The sequence below is a fragment of the Streptomyces sp. NPDC004732 genome, from assembly GCF_040609235.1.
Taxonomy (GTDB): Bacteria; Actinomycetota; Actinomycetes; order Streptomycetales; family Streptomycetaceae; genus Streptomyces.
The window spans coordinates 156,444-176,376 of record NZ_JBEXJR010000006.1; the positions used below are offsets into that span (position 1 = coordinate 156,444).

The following is a 19,933-nucleotide window of genomic DNA, read 5'->3' on the forward strand; positions in this document are numbered from 1 at the left end:
CACTCCCGTGCTACGTCCCTGTTTCGTCCGTCCGGGCGGGCGGCAGGACGGATGCAGACTACATCTACCGAACCGCCTCGAACCACGTCATCAGGACGTCGTTGTCGAACGACTCGCGGTCCTTCACGCGGAACCGCGTGGGGTCGAACCGCCCGTCGAAGACCGGGATTCCGGCCCCCGCGACCACGGGGTAGCTCTTGATGACGAGCTCGTCGAGCTCGGGCAGCAGCGCGGCCGCGACCCGGCCGCCGCCGCACAGCCAGATGTCCTGCCCCTGCTGCCGCTTGAGGTCGCGGACCAGCGCGAGCGGGTCGCCGCCCGCCACGGTCACCGCCGGGTCGGGGGAGTCGGCGAGCGAGTCCGACAGTACGAACTGGCGCAGGTGCGCGTACGGACTCGGGGTGCCGTGGGCCAGTGCCTGCCGGTAGGTGTTGTGACCCATCAGGACCGTGTCGAAGCGGAGATTGGCGGCGTCCGCCAGGCCGACGTGCGGGCGCAGGGCGGTGGGGACGGTCTCGGGGTAGCGGGCGTTGACCCGGGCGGCATACTCGGCGGCCTGGTCCGGGTCGCCCACCGGGTAGAAGTCGTACTCGCCCTTCGGGCCCGCGATGTATCCGTCGACGGAGGCGCCGATGTAGTACACGAGCTTGCGCATCTGGTTACTCCCCCTGTAGTACTCTTGCTGTAGTGGTCGGAACATAGTACTGCGGATGGAGTGGTGTCAATGGTGCGCAGGAATGACGGTCGGCGGGCGGCCCTGGTCGACGGCGCCATCGAGGTGCTGGCCAAGGAGGGCGCCCGTGGGCTGACCTTCCGGGCGGTCGACACCGAGGCGGGGGTGCCCACGGGGACGGCGTCCAACTACTTCAGCAGCCGCGACGACCTGCTCACCCAGGCGGGCGCCCGGGTCTACGAACGGCTGACGCCCGACGCGGCGGAGGTCGAGCGGCAGCGCGCCGCCAAGCCGGACAAGGAGACCTACGTCGAGCTGATGCGCGAGGTCGTCGGCCGCGTCAGCGGGTTCCGTACGGGCTATCTGGCACTGCTCGAACTGCGCCTTGAGGCCACCCGGCGCCCGGAGCTGCGCGCCGTCCTCACCGAGCGCGTCCGGGCCGACCTGGCCGCCAACCTCTCGTACCACGAGGCCTCGGGGCTGCCGGGCGACGCCACGGCCGTCAAGCTCCTGTACCTGGCCTTCAACTGGCTCATCGTCGAACAGCTCACGCTGCCCGACTTCCTCTCGGACGCCGAGCGCGATGCCCTCGTCGCGGCGGCGGTGGAGCGCATCGTCACGGAGTGAGCGGGCCTGGCGCCCGGTCGGAAGGTGCTGAAGGTGCTGAAGGCTCAGAGGGTGTCGATGCCGAGGTGCGTGACGAAGGCCCGCGCCCCCGTCCGCGTGACCCGCACGGCGCGCTCCGAGCCGATCCGCTCGCACCAGCCCGCGGTCAGCGCGTGCCCGCACAGCGCCGCCCCCGCGACCCCGGCGAGGTGCGGCCTGCGCTCCGTCCAGTCCACGCAGGACCGGGCCAGCGGACGGCGCCCGCCGCGTGCGAGCTCGATCCCCAACTCCCCGAACCAGGCCACCCCTTGGTCGGTCAGGGCGAACCCGGTGTCCTGCCGCAGCAGCCCCCGCTCCGTCATCGCCCCGGTGATCGTGATCCCGAGCCGCCCCGCCAAGTGGTCGTAACAGGTGCGGCCCCGCGCCATCGCACCGGCGGCGCCCGCCTCGCGCAGGGTGCGGGGCCGCACCCCGGCCCCGGGCGCCGCGTGGGCGGCGAGGTCCTCGACGAGCTGGGCGACCCGTGCGTCGGCCAGCCGCACATAGCGGTGCCTGCCCTGGCGGGCCTCGGCGAGCAGGCCGCCCGCGACGAGACGGCCCAGGTGCTCGCTGACGGTCGAGGGCGCGACGCCCGCGTGCCGGGCCAGCTCACCGGCCGTCCAGGCCCGCCCGTCGAGCAGCGCGAGCAGGCAGGTCGCCCGCGTCTCGTCGGCGAAGAGTGCGGCGAGGGAGGCGAGGGCGGCGGGGGCGGGGGCTGCGGCGGGAGCTGGGTTGGTCGCGGTGGCGTTCTTCGTGGGGCCCGGCTTCATGCTTCCAGCATGCGACAGGAACGGTTCGGCGTGCGCCGAACCGTCAGGCGCGCGCCGTCACCTGTTCGTACTGCAGCGCAAGCCCGTCGAGCAGCGCCTGCAGGCCCACCTCGAAGGCGCGCTCGTCGATGACCTGCTGCCGGTCGGCGAGCAGATGGGCCTGGCCGAGGTGCGGATAGTCGGCGGGGTCGTAGGCCGCCTCGTCGTCCACGAAGCCCCCGGCGAACGAGCCGAGCGCCGAGCCCATGATGAAGTACCGCATCAGCGCGCCGATCGACGTGGCCTGCGCGGCGGGCCAGCCCGCGTCGACCATCGCCCCGAACACCGCGTCCGCGAGCCGCAGTCCGGCGGGCCTGCGCCCGGGGCCGCGCGCGAGGACCGGCACGATGTTCGGGTGCAGGGTGAGGGCCGCCCGGTAGGAGACCGCCCAGTCGTGCAGCGCCGTACGCCAGTCCCGTGCGTCGGCGGCCTCGAACATCGACAGGTCGACCTGTGCGCTCACCGAGTCCGCGACGGCTTCGAGGATCTGGTCCTTGGTGCGGAAGTGGTTGTAGAGGGAGGGCCCGCTGACCCCGAGCTCGGCGGCGAGGCGCCGGGTCGAGACGGCCGCGAGCCCCTCGGAGTCCACGAGTGCGCGCGCCGTCCCGACGATGCGTTCTCGGCTGAGGAGGGGCTTGCGCGGTCGGGCCATGCGGCACATAGTAGGGCTGCCGCAACAAACTAGCAGTGCTAATTTAAAACTAGACGTCACGTTCCCGACCGGAGAGGTGCCCACGATGAACCTGGAGCTCAGCGACGAGCAGACCGCCGTCCGGGCGCTGGCCGAGGACTTCGTCGCGCGCGAGATCGCTCCGCACGTCATCGAGTGGGACCGGGCGGAGAGCGTCGACCGCGCCCTGGTGAAGAAGCTCGGCGAGGTCGGCTTCCTGGGGCTCACCATCGACGAGGAGTACGGCGGTTCGGGCGGTGACCACCTCGCGTACTGCCTGGTGACCGAGGAGCTCGGGCGCGGGGACTCCTCCGTGCGCGGCATCGTCTCCGTCTCGCTCGGGCTGGTCGCCAAGACCATCGCGTCCTGGGGCAGCGAGGAGCAGAAGCAGCAGTGGCTGCCGGGGCTCACCTCCGGCGAGTACGTCGGGTGCTTCGGGCTCACCGAACCGGGCACCGGCTCCGACGCGGGCAACCTCACCACGAGGGCCGTGCGCGACGGCGACTCGTACGTCGTCAACGGCACCAAGATGTTCATCACGAACGGCACCTGGGCCGACGTCGTGCTCCTCTTCGCCCGCACCGGTGACGCCCCGGGCCACAAGGGCGTCTCCGCCTTCCTGGTCCCCACCGACACCCCCGGCCTCACCCGCCGCACCCTGCACGGCAAGCTCGGCCTGCGCGGCCAGGCCACCGCCGAACTCGTCCTGGAGGACGTGCGCGTCCCGGCGTCGGCCATGATGGCGCCCGAGGGCAAGGGCTTCTCCGTGGCCATGTCGGCCCTCGCGAAGGGGCGCATGTCGGTGGCGGCGGGCTGTGTCGGCATCGCGCAGGCCGCCCTGGACGCCGCGGTGCGGTACGCCACCGAGCGCGAGCAGTTCGGGAAGACCATCGCCCACCACCAGCTGGTGCAGGAACTGCTCAGCGACATCGCGGTCGACGTGGACGCGGCGCGCCTGCTGACCTGGCGGGTCGCCGACCTCATCGACCGGGGGCAGCCCTTCGCCACGGAGTCCTCCAAGGCCAAGCTGTTCGCCTCCGAGGCCGCCGTGCGCGCCGCCAACAACGCCCTTCAGGTCTTCGGCGGTTACGGCTACATCGACGAGTACCCGGCGGGCAAACTGCTGCGCGACGCCCGCGTGATGACCCTCTACGAAGGCACGAGCCAGATACAGAAGCTCGTCATCGGCCGTGCGCTGACGGGGATTTCGGCCTTCTGAGCGCCTGGAGCGGCGGCACTGAGTACGCACCTGAGTACCTGAGCGGATATGGCGCGGGCCCTCCCTCGCCGAAGCTGTGTCCATGACTGAGCCGCCCGTCAAGCAGCAGACCACCAACGCCTTCTACGGCCAGGCCGTGGCTTCCTTCGCCGTCTCCATCGGTGCCGTCGCCGTCGGCATCGGCTATCTGGACGCCTCGGCCTGGGTGCGGGGCTTCCTCGCCATCGCGGTGCTCTATCTGACGACCTCCGCGTTCACCCTCGCCAAGGTGATCAGGGACCGGCAGGAGGTGGTGCAGATCGTCAGCAGGGTCGACCAGGCCCGCGTCGACAAGCTGCTCGCCGAGCACGACCCGTTCGCCAAGCCCTGACCGGAGCGCTAAGCGCTTGCTCACCGTCAGGGGTATGGTGTCCCTCCGGAACGCTGAAGGAGTGGACATGGGAACGGCGGAGGAGATGCCCGGCGAGGAGCAGCCGTGGGGCGAGGTCAGCCCCGACGCGGCCAGGCGGCTGCTGGTCGCCGCCGTCGAGGCCTTCGCCGAGCGCGGCTATCACGCGACGACGACCCGGGACATCGCGGGCCGCGCAGGCATGAGCCCCGCCGCGCTCTACATCCACTACAAGACGAAGGAAGAGCTGCTCCACCGCATCAGCCGGATCGGCCACGACAAGGCCCTGACCATCCTGCGGACCGCCGCGGACGGCGAGGGCGGCCCCGCCGAGCGGCTTGAGGCGGCCGTGCGCTCCTTCGTCGGCTGGCACGCCGCCCACCACATGACCGCCCGCGTCGTGCAGTACGAGCTGGACGCGCTCGGCGACGAGCACCGCACGGAGATCGTCGCGCTGCGCCGCAAGTCGGACGCGGCCGTGCGGGACATCATCAACGACGGGGTGCGGACGGGGGAGTTCGACGTCCCGGACGTGCCGGGCACCACGCTCGCCGTGCTGTCGCTCTGCATCGACGTGGCCCGCTGGTTCAACGCGGCGGGACACCGGACGCCCGACGAGGTCGGCACGCTCTACGCCGACCTCGTCCTGCGGATGGTGGGCGCGCGGCCCCGGAATCTCGGAAGCAGCCCGGAGCCTCAGAAGTAGTAGCGCGACACCGACTCCGCCACGCACGCGGGCTTGTCGCCGCCCTCGCGCTCCACGGTGACCTTGGCCGTCACCTGGACGCCGCCGTCCTTGGTCGGCGTCACGTCCGTGAGCACGGCGGTCGCGCGCAGCCGCGAGCCGACCGGCACGGGGGAGGGGAAGCGGACCTTCTCGGTGCCGTAGTTGAGGCCCATCTTCATGCCCTCGACGCGCATCGTCTGCGGCACCAGGACGGGGAGCAGCGACAGCGTCAGATAGCCGTGCGCGATGGTCGTCCCGAAGGGGCCCTGCGCCGCCTTCTCCGCGTCCACGTGGATCCACTGGTGATCGCCGGTGGCCTCGGCGAAGAGGTCGATCCGCTTCTGGTCGATCTCCAGCCAGTCGCTGGGTCCGAGCTGCTCGCCGACACCGGCGCGCAGTTCCTCGGGCGACGTGAAGATCCTCGGCTCCGCCATGTCCCTGGCCTCCTAGACGTATGCAGAAGCGTACGGAGAAACGTACGCAGACTAAGCGCTTGCTCAGCATGGGGTGTGTGCCGACGCGTGTCAACGGACCAGCCAGTAGGTTTGAGGCGTGCCCCAGATACCGGAGAAGGTCCACGAACTCACGGTCGGCCAGCTGGCCGACCGCAGCGGCGTCGCCGTTTCCGCCCTGCACTTCTACGAGTCCAAGGGCCTCATCACCAGCCGCCGCACCTCCGGCAACCAGCGCCGCTACCACCGGGACACGCTCCGCCGGGTCGCCTTCATCCGCGCCTCCCAGCGCGTGGGCATCCCGCTCACCACGATCCGCGAGGCCCTCGACTCGCTCCCCGAGGAGCGCACGCCCACCCGCGAGGACTGGGCGCGGCTCTCCGAGGGCTGGCGCTCGGAGCTGGACAAGCGCATCAAGCAGCTGGGCAGGCTCCGCGACCACCTCACGGACTGCATCGGCTGCGGCTGTCTGTCCCTGGACACCTGTGTGCTCTCCAACCCCGACGACGTCTTCGGTGAGCGGCACAGCGGTTCCCGGCTCCTGGTGGACCGCAAGCCCCGGCGGTGACGCCCCCCGTCGTCACCGCCCGCCCGCGGCTCACTCGTACTCCGTGCCGCCCTTGCGCGTCAGGTACGCCGGGCTGACCGCCTTCGCGATGGCCCGTCCGCCCGTCACCCGGCTGTACCGCTCCACGGCGGGCCGGATCACCACACCCTCGCGAAGGTGCAGGTCCCGTCCCGACACCGACTCGCGGCCCGTCGCGAGGCCCAGGACGCGGTCGGCGTCGTAAGGCCCCTCGTACAGCCGCGGTACCAGCGGCAGTTCACCGTCGAGCAGCTCCGCCGGGTCGAACCACCGCACCTGCCCGTCGATGTCCGCGCTGATGTCGAAGACCGCGTACCCGAGCGTGTCCCTGCGGCCGTCCGCGCCGTACGTCAGGTCCTGCACCCCGTCGCCGTACACCTCGCCGAAGATGCCGACCCGGCGTGCCCCGAGCCGCTCCGCGAGCTCGGCCGCGGCAGCCACGACGCCGTGCCCGTGCACCGCCCTCCAGTACAGGTTGCGCGGGTCCTCCTGGAGGGCCAGGGACTTGGCCCCGAACCCCTTCGACGAGACATGGACGCGGCCGCTCTCCGCCACGTACGTCATGAGGCAGGCGGAGCCATGCAGCTTCTCGGTCAGGACGACCGGCTCGCCGGGCGCGAAGACGTTCGGATAGCGCTGGATGTTCTCGATGTCGACCCAGGGCAGCAGGTCGGGCGCCGCCTCCACGTCACCGCTCATCGTCGGCGGGATCGGCGGCACCCACTTGGTGACGCCGAGCAGCTCCGCGAAGTCCGTGCCGTCGGCCGCGGCCCCCGCCAGGTCGACGTCCGCGAGCGCCGCCGGGCGGCACACGATGCCCTGCGACAGCTCGCCGCGCAGCCGCACTGCCTTGACCCGGTCGCTGTTGCCGCCCGCGAGGCGTCCCGTGAGCCCCAGCTCCTCGATGAGCCCGGCGGGCAGCACCGACTGCTCGGGTATGTACACCGCGCTCTCGCCGGTGCGGTAGACGCCCTTGGCGACGACCGCGCGGTACAGGCCCACCTGGGCCAGTTCGAGGGCGTCGGCGCCCGGGTGCTCGTGGATGGTCAGCACTTCGGCGGTGACGCGCAGCGTCGACATGGCTCGGTTCTCCTCAGGGGCTTCCGGTGTACGTCGACGGTCACTCTGCCGCGCGGCAAAACGGCATGACCACCGGAATTTCCCTGTGCTACGTCTGGCCGCAACCGGGCGCGGAGTACCAACGTGTGTTCTACGTAAGGAAGTACGCATCCAGCACGTCGACACAGAACGGGGGAGAGTCGATGTCCGTCGCCATTTGCTCATTGCTGTGGGACGCCGCACGCCACGGGAAGCAGACCGTCAAGTACGACAGTGACGGCTACCACCTGGTGCGCTTTCCGTACGGCGCGGGTGCTGAGTCCCATGACCCGTGGCACATGCACGACCCGGCGAAGGGCCTCACCAGCCCGTCGGAGTACCCGGACGCCCGCTCGGGGCTGATATGGCCCAGCCACGAAGGCTGGGGCCTGCTCTCCGCGATGGTCTTCTGGGAGCCGGACACGAAGGCGGTCGAGTACCGCTCGCGCTACGTCCGCGACCCGCTGAACGCGGGCACGGGGTACGACTCGACCGCGACGACCGACTCCGCACCGACCAGGGGAGGGCAGTACAGGACCTACCTCTGGCAGATGTTCGTGCACCCGGGGACGCCCCTGGGCCTGAAGGTCTCGGCACGCGGCGCGGGAGACGTGAAGCTCGCCACGCCGCTGATGCACGCCCAGTTCAAGCTGGCCATCCACACGGACGTGGTCACGCCCTGACCGGGGCGCTCCTCACGCCGACACCAGGGGGCGCAGCCGCCTCGTGCGGGCCCGCGCCACCGCGTCGGTGGTGAGGACGGGACCGGGCACGACGATGCCGCAGCCCGTGCAGACCGCCCCCGCCGACGGCTCGTGCGCCAGGCCGTGCTTCCAGGTGAGGGCGGTGTCCGCACAGACGGGGCAGGTCGCGCCCGGCGCCCGCTCCAGCGCCGCGATGAGGCGGCTCAGGACCTCGGCGAGGGGCTCGTGCGGGTGGATGTCGGGGTCGTCGCACCAGGCGACCCCGAACCCGCCCCAGGTGCAGCGGTGCCAGTCGTCGACGCTGCCGGGGCGCCTGAGCCCGTCGTGCTTCTCCTTGCGGCGGCGCTCCGCGAAGTCCGCTTCGTAGGAGAGCCAGACCGCCCGTGCGGCTTCCAGTTCGTTCAGCGCCGCCACCAGCCGCATCGGGTCCGGAGACCTGTCCTCGGGCGCGAACCCCGCCCGGGCGCACAGATGGTCCCAGGTCGCCCGGTGACCGTAGGGGGCGAACCTCTCCAGGCACTTGCGCAGCGAGTACCGCCGCAGTGCCAGATCGCTCTTCGGATCACGCACCTGTCTCGCGAGACTCCGGAATCCGGCCATCGCCCTGCACCTCCGTCACACGTACTTCCGTACTGGTACCCGTGTTCCGCATTCGCCGGCGTCGATGTCGAGTCGATTCCATCGAGTTCGATACGACGTCGCCGAGTAGACGTATCGACACGCGATTCGGCTCCCTCATCGCGCGACCGTTTTTCGCCTGCCCGCTTGAGCTGCGCTGATGCGGGCGCATGGGGGGCGCGTTGTGGTGATTCGGAAAAGGCGACGCTTGTTCATCTTTCGAGTTCGCCAACCCGCCAGTAGCCTCCGCCGCATCGGTCTTCCGCAGCACCCGGAGGAGCACCCATGCGACGACGCACCGTCAGACTCAGAACTCTCACAGCGGGAGCGGCGCTCGCGCTCGGCGCCTCGCTGCTCGCACCCCTGCCGGGCGCGGCGGCCGCCCCGCGGGAGCCCGCCGCCACCGAGCGGTCCGCCGAGGTCACCGACTACTGCGGGAAGCAGTGCGCCGACGTCCTGCCGCCCGGCGCCAGCGGCAACGCCACGCTCGCCGAGATCCTCGCCCACCGGGTCCTCGGCACCCAACCCGCCCATGCCGACGACCAGTTGGGCCCGTACAGCGCACTGTCCTCCGGCTATCCGTCGCTCACCGACGACAAGCTCACCGACTTCTTCAACGACGCCTCCTTCGGGGTGCCCGGCGACCAGGTGGCCTCCGTCACCAAGCCGCGCGACGACGTGTCGATCACCCGGGACAAGAAGTACGGCGTCCCGCACATCAAGGGCACCACGCGCTACGGCACCGAGTTCGGCGCGGGCTTCGCCGCCGGGCAGGACCGGCTCTGGCTCATCGACCTCTTCCGGCACATCGGGCGCGGCCAGCTCACCTCGTTCGCGGGCGGCGCGCTCGCCAACCAGGGCCTGGAGCAGCAGTTCTGGCCGCAGGCCCCGTACACCGAGCAGGACCTGGAGAAGCAGGTCGACTACATCAGGTCGACCCAGGGCGAGCGCGGCAAGCAGGCCATGGAGGACGCGCAGGCCTACATCGACGGCCTCAACGCCTACCGCACGAAGTCGAAGGACGGCCGCTACTTCCCCGGTGAGTACGTCCTGACCGGCAAGATCGACGCGATCACCAACGTCGGCGAGATCGAACCCTTCAAGATCACCGACATGATCGCCCTGGCCTCCGTGGTCGGCGGTCTCTTCGGCAACGGCGGCGGCGGAGAGGTCGAGTCCGCCCTCTCCCTCCTGGAGTCCCAGAAGAAGTACGGCGTCGAGAAGGGCACGGAGGTCTGGGAGTCCTTCCGCGCCCGCAACGACCCCGAGGCCGTCCAGACCATCCACGACGGCACGAGCTTCCCGTACGCGGGCAAGCCCGAGAAGGCGCGCGGCACCGCGCTGCCCGACCCGGGCTCGGTCGAGCGCGAGCAGCTCGTCTACGACCGCGAGGGCGGCGCCAGGACGGGTGCCAAGGACCCGGTGCAGGCGCCGAAGAAGCTCAAGCCGCTGCAGGGCATGTACGACAAGGGCGTGCTGCCGTCGGACCTGTTCAAGGCCGACGGCCACAAGAAGGGCATGTCCAACGCCCTGCTCGTCTCCGGCAAGCACACGGCCAGCGGCAACCCCGTCGCCGTCTTCGGCCCGCAGACCGGCTACTTCGCACCCCAGCTCCTCATGCAGCAGGAGCTCCAGGGGCCCGGCATCAGCTCGCGCGGCGTCTCCTTCGCGGGCGTCGGCATGTACGTCCAGCTGGGGCGCGGCCAGGACTACGCCTGGTCGGCCACGTCCGCGGGACAGGACATCACCGACACGTACGCCGTCGAGCTCTGCGAGCCGGGCGGAGGCGCCCCCACCAAGCAGTCGACCGGCTACCTCTACCGCGGCACCTGCACGCCCATGGAGAAGATGGAGCGCAAGAACGCCTGGAAGCCGACGCTCGCCGACTCCACGGCCGCGGGCTCCTACCGCATGCAGGTCTTCCGCACGAAGTACGGCATCGTCACGCACCGCGCGAGCGTCGAGGGCAAGCCCGTCGCGTACGTCTCGCTGCGCTCCACCTACCGCCACGAGGCCGACTCCATCATCGGCTTCCAGATGCTCAACGACCCCTCGTACGTCAAGGACTCCGCGACGTTCAAGAAGGCGGCGCAGCACATCAGCTACGCCTTCAACTGGTTCTACGCCGACTCGCGCGACATCGCGTACTACAACAGCGGAGCCAACCCGGAGCGCGCCGAAAGCATCGACCCCGCCCTGCCGGTCAAGGCCCAACAGGCTTACGAATGGCGGGACTTCGACCCGGCGGACAACACCTCGGCGCAGACACCGCCCGCCGAACACCCGCAGTCCGTCAACCAGGACTACTACATCTCCTGGAACAACAAGCAGGCCGACGACTTCAGCACGGCCGGGTTCGGTGTGAGCGCCGTGCACCGCGGCGACCTGCTCGACGGCCGGGTCAAGAAGCTCACCGAGGAGGGCGGCGTCACCCGCGCCTCGCTCACGCAGGCCATGTCCGAGGCGGCCGTCACCGACCTGCGCGGCGAACAGGTGCTGCCCGAGCTCCTGAAGGTGCTGCGCAGCAAGCCGGTCACCGACCCGCAACAGGCCAAGGCCGTCCAGCAGCTGGAGGCCTGGCGCAAGGCGGGCGCGCAGCGTAACCAGACGGCGGCGGACTCCAAGACGTACGCCCACCCCGACGCCGTGCGCATCATGGACGCCTGGTGGCCGCTGCTCGTCGAGGCCGAGTTCAAGCCGGGCCTCGGCAAGGAGCTGTACGAGGCCCTCACCTCGCAGCTCGCCACCGACGAGGCGCCGTCGGCCGGGCACGGCCCCACCGGGGCGCACGCCGGATCGGCCTTCCAGTACGGCTGGTGGGGCTACGCCGACAAGGACCTGCGCAAGGTCCTCGGAGAACCGGTGAAGGGCGAGCTCGCCGACACCTACTGCGGCGGCGGCAAGCTCGACGCCTGCCGCGACGCCCTGCTCGCCACCCTCGGGCAGGCCGCCGCCAAGCCCGCCACCGAGGTCTATCCCGGTGACGACTCCTGCAAGGCGGGCGACCAGTGGTGCGCGGACTCCGTCATCCACCGGGCGCTGGGCGGCATCACGCACAAGCCGATCCAGTGGCAGAACCGCCCGACGTACCAGCAGGTCGTCGAGTTCCCCCGGCACCGCGACTAGTCCGGCCCCCACATGGTCCGGCAGTCGCTCAGCCGGAAGCGATCCGCCCTGCGGCGAACACGACGCGTGCCAGCTCCTCGTGGCACACGTCGCTGTGCGCGCCGGAGGGCGGACCGCCGCGGCGCACCACCGACGCAGCGTCGATGCTCACGCACCCCTTGGCGGGCACCTTCTCGCCGAGCTTGATGCGCTTGGTGCCGTCCACGGCCCGGACGCCGTTGTAGCCGATGGCGCCCCACCGCTCCCACAGGTTCAGGAAGCTGGAGGAGTCCCCGGCCAGCTTCGACGCGAGGGGGTACAGCTTGCCGAGGGCGTCGTCGAAGTGCGAGTAGCAGGCGACGAGGGGTCCGTCGATCCGGTTCTGCATCCCGTGCAGGGCCCCGCCCCGTGATGTGTCGTGGGGCAGCCGCTCGGCGAACGTGTAGTGCGAGAAGGCGCCTTGCAGGAGCGTCACCGACTTCACCGCGCGCACGTCGGCGGGCATCCCGCGCAGCGCGTACGAGACGAGCCTGCCGCCGAAGCTGTGCCCGATGAGGTGCACCCTGATCCGCGGCACGTCGGCGGCGAGCAGACCGATCGCCGGGCCGAGCCCCAACTGGCCGACCGCGCCCGCCCGCCGCTTCATCGCGTAGTACGTGCCTTGGCGCAGCAGTTCGTACGCGCCGTCCCACAGCCTGCGGCGCAGGTCGCCCAGGAGGAGGGGCTGCCCGGTGTCCGCGCGTGCGGCGGCGAACACCTCGCAGACCTTGACCGCGTCGTCGGTGAGCATGGCGGGCTCGCCCGCCCCGGTGTCCTGGCCGAAGTGCCGGGCGGGATGGGACTCGCGCAGGGAGACCAGCTCGCGTACCTGCCGCCCGAACTCGTATATCTGGGACGGCACTTCGGAGCGCTCGGCGAGCAGTTCGGCGATCCGGTCGAGGGTCGCCGTGTGGTCGGGGAAGGCGCGGCCGAGCACCTGCCGGGTGGCCGCGTCGAGCACGGGCTCGCCCGGCGGCGTCGCGGCGACGGGTGCCGCCGACGGGTCGAAGTCGGGGATCGACTCGTCGGGGAAGCGGATGGCGGGCCACAGCACCCCGACGTAGCCGAGGCGCACCCCCGCCCCGGCGAGGTCCTGGCAGGGTGCGAAGAAACGCCCGTACAGCTTCCGGGCGTCCTTCTTCTCGTTGTTCCAGCCGTGCGCGAAGACCAGCAGATCGGTGACGCGTGCACGTTCCGCGCCGGACAGCAGCTGCGCGCGCTGCGCGGTGTCGACGTCGCCGTCGGCGTCGAAGGTCAATTCCCAGTAGGGCTCCACGCCGGTATGGTCCTGCCGCCCGGGCCACCTGGCCAGATCTCGCGCACGATCTGCCGGAGCCGGTTCCCACCCCCGTGGGGGACCGGTCCGGCAGTTCGGCATGCTGCCGCCTCCGTGCGGGGTCCTAGGCCCTGCGCTCCCTGGCCCAGCGGTTCACGGGCGGCAGCCAGCACAGCACGACGACCGCGACCGCGGTGAGCAGCGCGGCGAAGCTCAGCGCGACCACGGAATCCGGCTCGTAGTCACCGAGGATGAGGAAGTGCGGGAACAGGGCGACGACGGCCGAAATGGTGAGCAGGACGCGCGACCAGACCGCCGCGCCCTTGCGGGCGACGAGGGCGAAGACGAGCACACAGACCGCGGTGAAGACGGCGAACCCGGCACGGGCCGAGAGGGTGCCCGCCCGGTCACTGATCAGTTCGTCCCACATCGGGCCGCTCAGGGCCTTGATGTCGGCCGCGGTCGTCCCCGAAGGCAGGCCCACGACGTCCGGGTGCTCCGCGATGACGTCGTTGATGTTCTCCTCGGCCATGTCCTCGCCACCGGCGAAGACGAGCACCGCGCCGATCGCGGCGGTGACCGCCGAGACGACCGACGTCCAGAACAGGGCGGCGAGGGTGCCGGGTCGCTTGGCCGCGCGCCTCGAGGGGGGTGCGCCCGCACCGTGCGGTGCGACGGGCGCGGGGGCGGCCTGGTAATGGCTCACGAGCGTAACTCTCCTTGCAGAGATGATTGAACGAGCGGGATTGATCCGACCATTCCACGGGTACCGGGAACGCATCCAGCATTTTCTGGAAGAAATCCCCAGATAATTTGCGCTGAACTCCGGATCAGTTTCCCGCTGTGGTTATGCTGCATGGCCGTAAAAGAAGAGGGAGCCGGAGAGCGAGAACTCGCACATGGAATTATCAGGTCCGCAGCAGTACCCCACGGATCTCCTTGACACCACGATGGACCAGTTGCGCACGCTGCTCGCGGTGCACGAGAGCGGCACCGCACTCGCCGCGGCCCGCCGGCTCGGGCGCGAACAGTCCAGCGTGCAGAAGCAACTGGACACGATGAACCGCACGTTCGGGACGCTGTGCGGGGAGGCGCTCGTCCTCAAGCGCGGACGCGGCAAGGACGTCCTGTTCACCCCCACCGGAGAGGCCCTGGTCGAACTCGCGCGCCGCACCCTCGACCAGTGGACGGAGGGCATCCACGACGCCAGACGGCGGCTCGGCAGAACCCTCTCCGTGGGCTCGACCCGCTACACGCTGGGGTTCCTCCTCGACGCCGTGGAGCGCGTCAGCGAGGCGTACGAACGAAGAGGCGTCGACCTCAAGGTCACCCACGTCCGCACCGGCGACCTCTTCGCCAAGCTGCAGGCCAAGGAGTTGGACCTGGTCTGCGGCAGCATCGTGGTGACCGAGGGGCAGGAGGCCGAGCTCGACCCCTACGAGATCATCGAGTGGCGCCGCAGCGGCCTCTCGCTGCTCACGAACCTGCCCGAGGAGCGCCTGCCGGGCCCGTCCGTCACCGCGGGCACCCTGCCGGGCCTGCCCCTGGTGGTCTCGGCGGGCGGCCTCATCGCCCGCTTCCTCACCGCCTGGTACGGCCCCGACTACCGCCAGCACCTGTCCGTGGCCGCCGAGATAGAGGCCGCGCACTACGGCTTCGAGCTGCTGCGCTCGGGCGTGGTCAGCGGGGCGATGCTGGTCACGCGGGGCATCGGGGAGGCGGCCGAGAACGGCGGCCTCCCCGAGGCGGGGGGTCTGCGGCGGCTCGACATCATCGGGGACGTCGGGCCGCGGACCGAGGTGCTCGTGGGGGTGTTCACACGGCGCGGGGACCGCGCCTCGTGCGGTCCCGGGCACCCGTTGAACCTCTTGTGGGAGGCGTTGTCCAAGGACAACGAACGCTGGTGGCTCAGCCGCTGAATTCCGCTCCCCGCAATTACACGACGGCGTCCGCGAGTAGGTGTCGAAAGTGGTCTAGACGTGTGGAGAAATTCGGTCGGTGCGCCTTGCGTCGCGGGTATTTCGCGTATTTCGCGGAATTCGGACGCGGTTCATGTGAGTTCCCGATCCCGTGTCTCCGGCAGCGCGAGGACGCAACTCAGTGACACGACCGCCATCGCGCTCACGTACCAGCCCACCGACGACGAACCGAAAGCCGACTGCAGCCGGGTCGCCACCAACGGCGAGACCGCGCCGCCGAGCACACCGCCCAGGTTGTACGCGAGCGAGGCGCCCGAGTAGCGCACGTTCGCCCCGAACAGCTCGGGCAGATAGGCGCCCATCGGGCCGTACACCACCCCCATGCAGAACAGCGCGCCGCCGATCGCAAGGGCGACGAGCACCGGCTGCTCGGTGTCCAGGAGCGGGAAGAGCACGAGCCCCCACACCACCGCGAGCGCCGAGCCCACCAGGACCAGCCTGCGGCGTCCCGCGCCGTCGGAGCGCGTCGCGGCGAGCCAGGTCCCGGCCGCGAGGAAGAGGCAGGCCACCAGGGAGGGGCCGAGCATGGTGTTGCGCGAGATGTGCAGGGTGCCGGTGGCGTAGGAGAGGCAGTACGTCGTGGCGGTGTAGAAGAGGCCGTACGCGACGACCATGCCGCCCGCGCCGAGCAGCAGTTCGCGCGGGTGGCGGCGGAGCACGTCGAGCGTGGGCACCTTGCTCGCCTCCTGCGCCGCCATGACCTTCGCGAACACCGGTGTCTCGCTGATCCGCAGCCGCACGAACAGGCCGACGCCGACCAGCAGGAAGGAGAGCAGGAACGGCACGCGCCAGCCCCAGGAGCGGAACGCGTCGTCGGAGAGCCCGGCCGACAGCAGCCAGAAGACGCCCGTCGCCGCGAAGAACCCGACGGACGGGCCGAGTTGGGGGAACGCCGCGTACATCCCGCGCTTCTTCTTCGGCGCGTGCTCCACCGCGAGCAGCGCCGCGCCGCCCCACTCGCCGCCGAGCCCGATGCCCTGGAGGAAGCGGAGCAGGATCAGCAGCAGGGGCGCCCAGATGCCCCATGTGCCGTAGCCGGGCAGGAGGCCGACGAGGGCGGTCGAGAGGCCCATCAGGAGCAGCGAGGCCACCAGCACGGACTTGCGCCCCACGCGGTCGCCGAAGTGCCCGAAGATCACCGATCCGATGGGCCGGGCCGCGAACGCCACCGCGTAGGTGGAGAACGAGGCGAGGGTGGCGTTGACCGGGTCGAGGGTCGGGAAGAACGTCTCGTTCAGGACCAGGGCGGCGGCCGTGCCGTAGATGTAGAAGTCGTAGAACTCGATGGCCGTCCCGATGAAGGAGGCCACCGCCACCCGGCGCATGCTCTCGGTGCTGCCGTCCCCGTGCGCGTCCCCGTCCCCGGCCGGGTCCCCGCCCGCGGCGCGGACCTGCTGTTTCGATGTCGCTGTCGTTTCGCTGTGCACGAGCGGCACTCTCGTGGTGGATGTAGGGGGCAGTCAATAGTTGATACGGCCGGTCTCGGTCACTGAGACTGGCGGTGGGCCGCGGTGACCTCGTGCAGGTGGATGAGGATGTCGTGGGACGGCGCGAGGCGGAGCTTGTACGGCCCGTCGGGCCACCCCGATCCGATGCTGCGGGTCTCCCGCGCCCTGCTCAGCCACTTCCTGGTGGCCGCGGGCAGCTTGCGCATGTCCACGAAGTAGTCATCGAGGCCCACCTTGTCCAGGGTGTGCTCGTTCATGCCGCGCGTCGCCGGGCCCAGGGAGACCGGCTTCCACTCCTCGCCGTCCGGGCCCTGCGCCATGAACGAGCCCTGGTAGAAGGTGAATCCGATGCTCACGTACCGCTCGCCCAGCCGGTCGCGCAGGAAGGCGCCCTGCATCTTCGGATAGCGCGGGTCGTAGGTCACGTACGCGACATGGGCGTTGTGGGCGGAGAGGAACACCTTGCCGCCCGTGAACCGGTGCCACCACGCCGTGTTCCTGGCCATGATCCGGTCGCGGTGCAGCATGGCGGCCGTCTTGCCCTCGATGGTGTCGAGGGGGAAGGCGTACATGACGGCGGTCTGCGCGATGGACCGAGTGTGGTGCAGAGCCAGTTCGAAGTCACCGTCCAGCACGTTCTGCTGACGCTCCCTCAGCAGCCGGTACGCCTCTTCCGCCTTCTTCGCCAGGTCCTTCCGCTCGGCGAGCGGGCGGCCCATGTGCGTGTCGCCGTCGGTGAGGAGGCGCAGTGGCGCGTGGAGTGCGGTGATGCGCGGCAGCAGGTCCGGTTCGTGGCCGTGCACGTACTCCCGCACGCCGTCGAACAACTCCACTCCCTGTTCGGGGTAGTTGACGTCGTTGCCCATGAAGCGCAGCTCGTGGTCGGGGTGCCGCTCGTTGTGCGCCCGCATCCAGCGCAGCAGATGGACGTACTCGTCCGTGTCCCACGGCGTCCTGGCCAGCTCGCGGTGGACCAGCTCCCGCGTGTCGCCGCTGCCCCCGCGGACATGGGCGTCGAAGCGCAGTCCGGTCGTCCAGCTGACCTCCTGGGAGAAGGTGCTGAACCCGTGCTCCGCGACGAGGTGGCGGAACACCCGCTCCTTCATCGTGAAGAACTCGTGAGAGCCGTGGGTCGCCTCGCCCAGGCCCGCCACCGTCGCGTCGCCCACCATCGCGCTCAGCGGCCGCAGGTCCTCGGTGCCGCCGTGCGGATCGGTGGACCGCAGGGGGTGGGCCGCCCGCTCGATCGTCGCGACCGGGTCCGTGGCCTGCGGGGGCGGGGTCTCGTGGTGCGTCACCCGTGCCATGTCGTGCCTCCCGGTTCCGCCCGATGTCTGCCGGGATCACGGTCCCGCGCGGGCCGGGTCCCGCACCATCCGGCAGGCACCCTCATGACCGGTGGGGTCTGCCCCATTACGCCCGGAGCGTGTACGTTCTCCGCCATGGCGGATTTCATACTCGTTTCAGGCGCGTGGCTCGGCTCTTGGGCATGGGAGGACGTGGCGCGAGATCTGCGGGCCGCCGGACACGGCGCCCACCCCCTCACGCTCTCCGGCCTCGCCGACAAACAGCACCTCCCTGCCGGTCAGCAGACCCACGTGCGGGACATCGTCGACGAGGTCGAACGCCTCGATCTGCGTGACGTCGTCCTCGTCGGGCACAGCTACGCAGGCATCCCCGTCGGCCAGGCCGCAGAGCGCATCGGCGACCGGCTGGCCCACCTCGTGTTCGTCGACGCCAACGTGCCGGTCGACGGGGAGTCGTTCGCTTCCCTCTGGTGGCAGGGCCAGCCGGTGTTCGAGGCCGCACTGGAGGAGGGCGGCGGCGACTGGGCGCCCCTGAACGCGGCCGACTTCGACGGGCAGGGCCTCGACAGCGAGCAGGTCGCCAGAATCGCGAGCGGCTCGACACCGCACCCGGGCGCCACCCTGACGGAGCCCGCCGTGCTGGAGCGCTCGCTCGGCGAACTGCCCGCGACGTACGTCAAGTGCCTGCTCGACGGCGAGGAGCCGAACGACGACGTGGCCGACCTGCTGAAGAGCGAGCACTGGCGGCTCGTCGAGATGGACACCGGGCACTGGCCGATGTTCTCCCAGCCGCGCGAGCTGGCGCGGATCCTGCACTCCTGCACCCGGGCGTGAGCGCCAGGCCCTAGGAGTAGCGCAGATACCGGCGCCGCACCGCACGGAAGCGGGTGAGGTCGTCCTGCCAGGCGCCCGTGATCTCGTCGGTGTCCGCGCCCGCGTCGACCATCGTGCGCACCAGCGCCGACCCCGTGAGCCTGTCGATCCAGTGGTCGGGGCGCCAGGCGAAACCGCTCCAGGTCTTCCTGGCCGTCACCAGGAGCGCGATGCCGGTGCGCACCGGGTCGTACGACTCCCGGTCGTGCACATGGAGCTGGACGCCGCCGATGGTCTTCCCCTGGAACTTGGAGAAGGCGGGGGCGAAGTAGGCCTCCCTGAAGTGCACGCCGGGCAGGCCGAGTGTGCCAAGGGCCGCCGCCCACCGCCTGTCGATGCCCGCGGCCCCGAGCAGCTCGAAGGGCCGTGCGGTGCCCCGCCCCTCCGAGAGGTTCGTGCCCTCGAACAGACAGGTGCCCGCGTAGACGAGGGCGGTGTCGGGCGTCGGCATGTTCGGGCTGGGCGGCACCCACGGCAGCCCCGAGGCGTCGAAGAAGTCGCCGCGCCGCCACCCCTGCATCAGCACCGTCTCCAGCTCGACGGGGCGCGCCAGGAACGCTCCGTTGAACAGCAGCGCGAGCTCCGCGACCGTCATCCCGTGCGCCTGCGCGATCGGCTCGCGCCCCACGAAGCTCGCGAACCCCCGGCCCAGGACAGGACCGTGCGCCTCCCTGCCGGTCACCGGATTCGGCCGGTCGAGGACCACGAAGCGCCGCCCGGCCCGCCGCGCGGCCACCATGCAGTCGTACAGCGTCCAGATGTACGTGTAGAAGCGGGCGCCCACGTCCTGGATGTCGAAGACGAGCGTGTCCGCGCCCGAGCGGGCGAAGACGTCCGCCAGCTCCTTGCCGCTCTTCCGGTACGTGTCGTGGACGGGCAGCCCGGTCGCCGGGTCGTCGTGCCGCCCCTCGGAGCCGCCCGCCTGCGCGGTCCCGCGGAAGCCGTGCTCGGGGCCGAACACGGCGACCACGTCCACCCGCTCGTCGGCGTGCAGGACGTCCACGATGTGGCGGGCGTCGCGGGTCACCCCCGTGGGATTGGTGATGACGCCGACGCGCCGCCCTTCGAGGAGCGCGTAGCCGTCGGCGGCCAGGCGCTCGAAGCCGGTGCGCAGCGGCCGCGCACCGGCTCCCTGCGGGGCGACGGCGGTGCCCGCGGTGGCGGCGAGCAGCCCTCGCCTGGAGAGGTTCATGGCCCCGCACGCTAGTGCCGACCAGGCCGAAAAGAAGCGAACCCGGGCCGTCCGCACCCCTTTCGCCGCGACATACCGACTGGTTAGTCTGCCAGCGAAGCCGAGCCGCGGGCCGAAGGAGAACG

20 protein-coding genes are annotated in these 19,933 nt (G+C 70.8%); 9 read left to right on the top strand and 11 right to left on the bottom strand.

Annotated features, from left to right (window positions below):
- Window positions 1-64: 64 nt before the first annotated feature.
- Entirely contained in the window at window positions 65-655 is a 591-nt protein-coding gene (locus tag ABZV77_RS19365) for a dihydrofolate reductase family protein (RefSeq protein WP_356258023.1), read from the bottom strand.
- A 69-nt stretch (window positions 656-724) separates the two neighbouring features.
- Here ABZV77_RS19365 and ABZV77_RS19370 point away from each other — a divergent pair, with 69 nt between their 5' ends.
- On the top strand, window positions 725-1,300 hold the full coding sequence (locus ABZV77_RS19370) for a TetR family transcriptional regulator (RefSeq protein WP_356258025.1): 576 nt from the start codon (window positions 725-727) through the stop codon (window positions 1,298-1,300).
- Between the two features lie 44 nt (window positions 1,301-1,344).
- On the opposite strand, the gene ABZV77_RS19375 is transcribed toward ABZV77_RS19370, so the two are convergent.
- A complete protein-coding gene (locus ABZV77_RS19375) occupies window positions 1,345-2,088 on the bottom strand; it encodes a winged helix-turn-helix domain-containing protein (protein WP_356258028.1) in 744 nt (247 codons plus the stop codon).
- Between the two features lie 43 nt (window positions 2,089-2,131).
- Window positions 2,132-2,779 (bottom strand): TetR/AcrR family transcriptional regulator, encoded by a 648-nt coding sequence (locus ABZV77_RS19380; protein WP_356258031.1) that lies wholly within the window; start codon window positions 2,777-2,779, stop codon window positions 2,132-2,134.
- A gap of 85 nt (window positions 2,780-2,864) precedes the next feature.
- Here ABZV77_RS19380 and ABZV77_RS19385 point away from each other — a divergent pair, with 85 nt between their 5' ends.
- The 3 genes from ABZV77_RS19385 to ABZV77_RS19395 all read left to right on the top strand — a co-directional run bounded on the left by ABZV77_RS19385 (window position 2,865) and on the right by ABZV77_RS19395 (window position 5,110).
- The gene (locus ABZV77_RS19385) at window positions 2,865-4,016 is read left to right on the top strand and encodes an acyl-CoA dehydrogenase family protein (protein WP_356258985.1); all 1,152 of its coding nucleotides are present in this window, start codon (window positions 2,865-2,867) and stop codon (window positions 4,014-4,016) included.
- A gap of 82 nt (window positions 4,017-4,098) precedes the next feature.
- Window positions 4,099-4,386, top strand: a complete 288-nt coding sequence (locus tag ABZV77_RS19390; RefSeq protein WP_356258034.1) for a YiaA/YiaB family inner membrane protein — start codon at window positions 4,099-4,101, stop codon at window positions 4,384-4,386.
- Between the two features lie 67 nt (window positions 4,387-4,453).
- Window positions 4,454-5,110, top strand: a complete 657-nt coding sequence (locus ABZV77_RS19395) for a TetR/AcrR family transcriptional regulator (protein ID WP_356258037.1) — start codon at window positions 4,454-4,456, stop codon at window positions 5,108-5,110.
- Here the strand turns inward: ABZV77_RS19395 and ABZV77_RS19400 are convergent.
- A complete protein-coding gene (locus ABZV77_RS19400) occupies window positions 5,101-5,565 on the bottom strand; it encodes a MaoC family dehydratase (protein WP_356258040.1) in 465 nt (154 codons plus the stop codon). The genes ABZV77_RS19395 and ABZV77_RS19400 overlap by 10 nt on opposite strands.
- Window positions 5,566-5,683: 118 nt before the next feature.
- Here ABZV77_RS19400 and soxR point away from each other — a divergent pair, with 118 nt between their 5' ends.
- The gene (gene soxR, locus ABZV77_RS19405; RefSeq protein ID WP_356258043.1) at window positions 5,684-6,151 is read left to right on the top strand and encodes a redox-sensitive transcriptional activator SoxR; all 468 of its coding nucleotides are present in this window, start codon (window positions 5,684-5,686) and stop codon (window positions 6,149-6,151) included.
- A gap of 30 nt (window positions 6,152-6,181) precedes the next feature.
- Here the strand turns inward: soxR and ABZV77_RS19410 are convergent, their stop codons facing one another.
- Window positions 6,182-7,249: an RNA ligase (ATP) gene (locus ABZV77_RS19410; RefSeq protein ID WP_356258046.1), complete on the bottom strand. Its 1,068-nt coding sequence runs from the start codon at window positions 7,247-7,249 to the stop codon at window positions 6,182-6,184.
- A 182-nt stretch (window positions 7,250-7,431) separates the two neighbouring features.
- On the opposite strand from ABZV77_RS19410, the gene ABZV77_RS19415 reads away from it, so the two are divergent.
- Window positions 7,432-7,950, top strand: a complete 519-nt coding sequence (locus ABZV77_RS19415) for a hypothetical protein (protein WP_356258048.1) — start codon at window positions 7,432-7,434, stop codon at window positions 7,948-7,950.
- Between the two features lie 12 nt (window positions 7,951-7,962).
- Here ABZV77_RS19415 and ABZV77_RS19420 read toward each other — a convergent pair whose 3' ends face one another.
- Window positions 7,963-8,571 carry a hypothetical protein gene (locus ABZV77_RS19420; RefSeq protein ID WP_356258050.1) on the bottom strand — a complete coding sequence of 203 codons (609 nt, stop codon included), beginning with the start codon at window positions 8,569-8,571 and terminating at the stop codon, window positions 7,963-7,965.
- A 303-nt stretch (window positions 8,572-8,874) separates the two neighbouring features.
- Between ABZV77_RS19420 and ABZV77_RS19425 the strand changes: the two genes are divergently transcribed.
- Complete coding sequence (locus ABZV77_RS19425; RefSeq protein ID WP_356258052.1) at window positions 8,875-11,715, top strand: penicillin acylase family protein; 2,841 nt, start codon at window positions 8,875-8,877, stop codon at window positions 11,713-11,715.
- Between the two features lie 28 nt (window positions 11,716-11,743).
- Here the strand turns inward: ABZV77_RS19425 and ABZV77_RS19430 are convergent, their stop codons facing one another.
- Together ABZV77_RS19430 and ABZV77_RS19435 are read right to left on the bottom strand one after the other, a co-directional pair.
- Window positions 11,744-13,009, bottom strand: coding sequence for a serine-threonine protein kinase (locus ABZV77_RS19430; RefSeq protein ID WP_356258054.1), 1,266 nt, complete (start codon window positions 13,007-13,009; stop codon window positions 11,744-11,746).
- A gap of 124 nt (window positions 13,010-13,133) precedes the next feature.
- Window positions 13,134-13,715: a hypothetical protein gene (locus ABZV77_RS19435; protein ID WP_356258056.1), complete on the bottom strand. Its 582-nt coding sequence runs from the start codon at window positions 13,713-13,715 to the stop codon at window positions 13,134-13,136.
- Window positions 13,716-13,908: 193 nt separating this feature from the next.
- Here ABZV77_RS19435 and ABZV77_RS19440 point away from each other — a divergent pair, with 193 nt between their 5' ends.
- Window positions 13,909-14,928, top strand: a complete 1,020-nt coding sequence (locus ABZV77_RS19440) for a LysR family transcriptional regulator (protein WP_356258058.1) — start codon at window positions 13,909-13,911, stop codon at window positions 14,926-14,928.
- A gap of 131 nt (window positions 14,929-15,059) precedes the next feature.
- Here the strand turns inward: ABZV77_RS19440 and ABZV77_RS19445 are convergent, their stop codons facing one another.
- Together ABZV77_RS19445 and ABZV77_RS19450 are read right to left on the bottom strand one after the other, a co-directional pair.
- Window positions 15,060-16,313 (bottom strand): MFS transporter, encoded by a 1,254-nt coding sequence (locus ABZV77_RS19445; protein ID WP_356258987.1) that lies wholly within the window; start codon window positions 16,311-16,313, stop codon window positions 15,060-15,062.
- A gap of 161 nt (window positions 16,314-16,474) precedes the next feature.
- Window positions 16,475-17,743 carry an erythromycin esterase family protein gene (locus ABZV77_RS19450; RefSeq protein ID WP_356258059.1) on the bottom strand — a complete coding sequence of 423 codons (1,269 nt, stop codon included), beginning with the start codon at window positions 17,741-17,743 and terminating at the stop codon, window positions 16,475-16,477.
- A 135-nt stretch (window positions 17,744-17,878) separates the two neighbouring features.
- On the opposite strand from ABZV77_RS19450, the gene ABZV77_RS19455 reads away from it, so the two are divergent.
- Window positions 17,879-18,577, top strand: coding sequence for an alpha/beta hydrolase (locus ABZV77_RS19455; RefSeq protein ID WP_356258062.1), 699 nt, complete (start codon window positions 17,879-17,881; stop codon window positions 18,575-18,577).
- 10 nt (window positions 18,578-18,587) lie between these two features.
- Here ABZV77_RS19455 and ABZV77_RS19460 read toward each other — a convergent pair whose 3' ends face one another.
- Window positions 18,588-19,808: a DUF1343 domain-containing protein gene (locus ABZV77_RS19460; RefSeq protein WP_356258065.1), complete on the bottom strand. Its 1,221-nt coding sequence runs from the start codon at window positions 19,806-19,808 to the stop codon at window positions 18,588-18,590.
- Window positions 19,809-19,933 lie beyond the last annotated feature (125 nt).

Bases quoted from the DNA above. Each gene is read 5' to 3' on its own strand.
- ABZV77_RS19365 (WP_356258023.1), bottom strand. From the start codon at position 655: ATGCGCAAGCTCGTGTACTACATCGGCGCCTCCGTCGACGGATACATC.
- ABZV77_RS19370 (WP_356258025.1), top strand. From the start codon at position 725: ATGGTGCGCAGGAATGACGGTCGGCGGGCGGCCCTGGTCGACGGCGCC.
- ABZV77_RS19375 (WP_356258028.1), bottom strand. From the start codon at position 2,088: ATGAAGCCGGGCCCCACGAAGAACGCCACCGCGACCAACCCAGCTCCC.
- ABZV77_RS19380 (WP_356258031.1), bottom strand. From the start codon at position 2,779: ATGGCCCGACCGCGCAAGCCCCTCCTCAGCCGAGAACGCATCGTCGGG.
- ABZV77_RS19385 (WP_356258985.1), top strand. From the start codon at position 2,865: ATGAACCTGGAGCTCAGCGACGAGCAGACCGCCGTCCGGGCGCTGGCC.
- ABZV77_RS19390 (WP_356258034.1), top strand. From the start codon at position 4,099: ATGACTGAGCCGCCCGTCAAGCAGCAGACCACCAACGCCTTCTACGGC.
- ABZV77_RS19395 (WP_356258037.1), top strand. From the start codon at position 4,454: ATGGGAACGGCGGAGGAGATGCCCGGCGAGGAGCAGCCGTGGGGCGAG.
- ABZV77_RS19400 (WP_356258040.1), bottom strand. From the start codon at position 5,565: ATGGCGGAGCCGAGGATCTTCACGTCGCCCGAGGAACTGCGCGCCGGT.
- ABZV77_RS19410 (WP_356258046.1), bottom strand. From the start codon at position 7,249: ATGTCGACGCTGCGCGTCACCGCCGAAGTGCTGACCATCCACGAGCAC.
- ABZV77_RS19415 (WP_356258048.1), top strand. From the start codon at position 7,432: ATGTCCGTCGCCATTTGCTCATTGCTGTGGGACGCCGCACGCCACGGG.
- ABZV77_RS19420 (WP_356258050.1), bottom strand. From the start codon at position 8,571: ATGGCCGGATTCCGGAGTCTCGCGAGACAGGTGCGTGATCCGAAGAGC.
- ABZV77_RS19425 (WP_356258052.1), top strand. From the start codon at position 8,875: ATGCGACGACGCACCGTCAGACTCAGAACTCTCACAGCGGGAGCGGCG.
- ABZV77_RS19440 (WP_356258058.1), top strand. From the start codon at position 13,909: ATGGAATTATCAGGTCCGCAGCAGTACCCCACGGATCTCCTTGACACC.
- ABZV77_RS19445 (WP_356258987.1), bottom strand. From the start codon at position 16,313: ATGCGCCGGGTGGCGGTGGCCTCCTTCATCGGGACGGCCATCGAGTTC.
- ABZV77_RS19450 (WP_356258059.1), bottom strand. From the start codon at position 17,743: ATGGCACGGGTGACGCACCACGAGACCCCGCCCCCGCAGGCCACGGAC.
- ABZV77_RS19455 (WP_356258062.1), top strand. From the start codon at position 17,879: ATGGCGGATTTCATACTCGTTTCAGGCGCGTGGCTCGGCTCTTGGGCA.
- ABZV77_RS19460 (WP_356258065.1), bottom strand. From the start codon at position 19,808: ATGAACCTCTCCAGGCGAGGGCTGCTCGCCGCCACCGCGGGCACCGCC.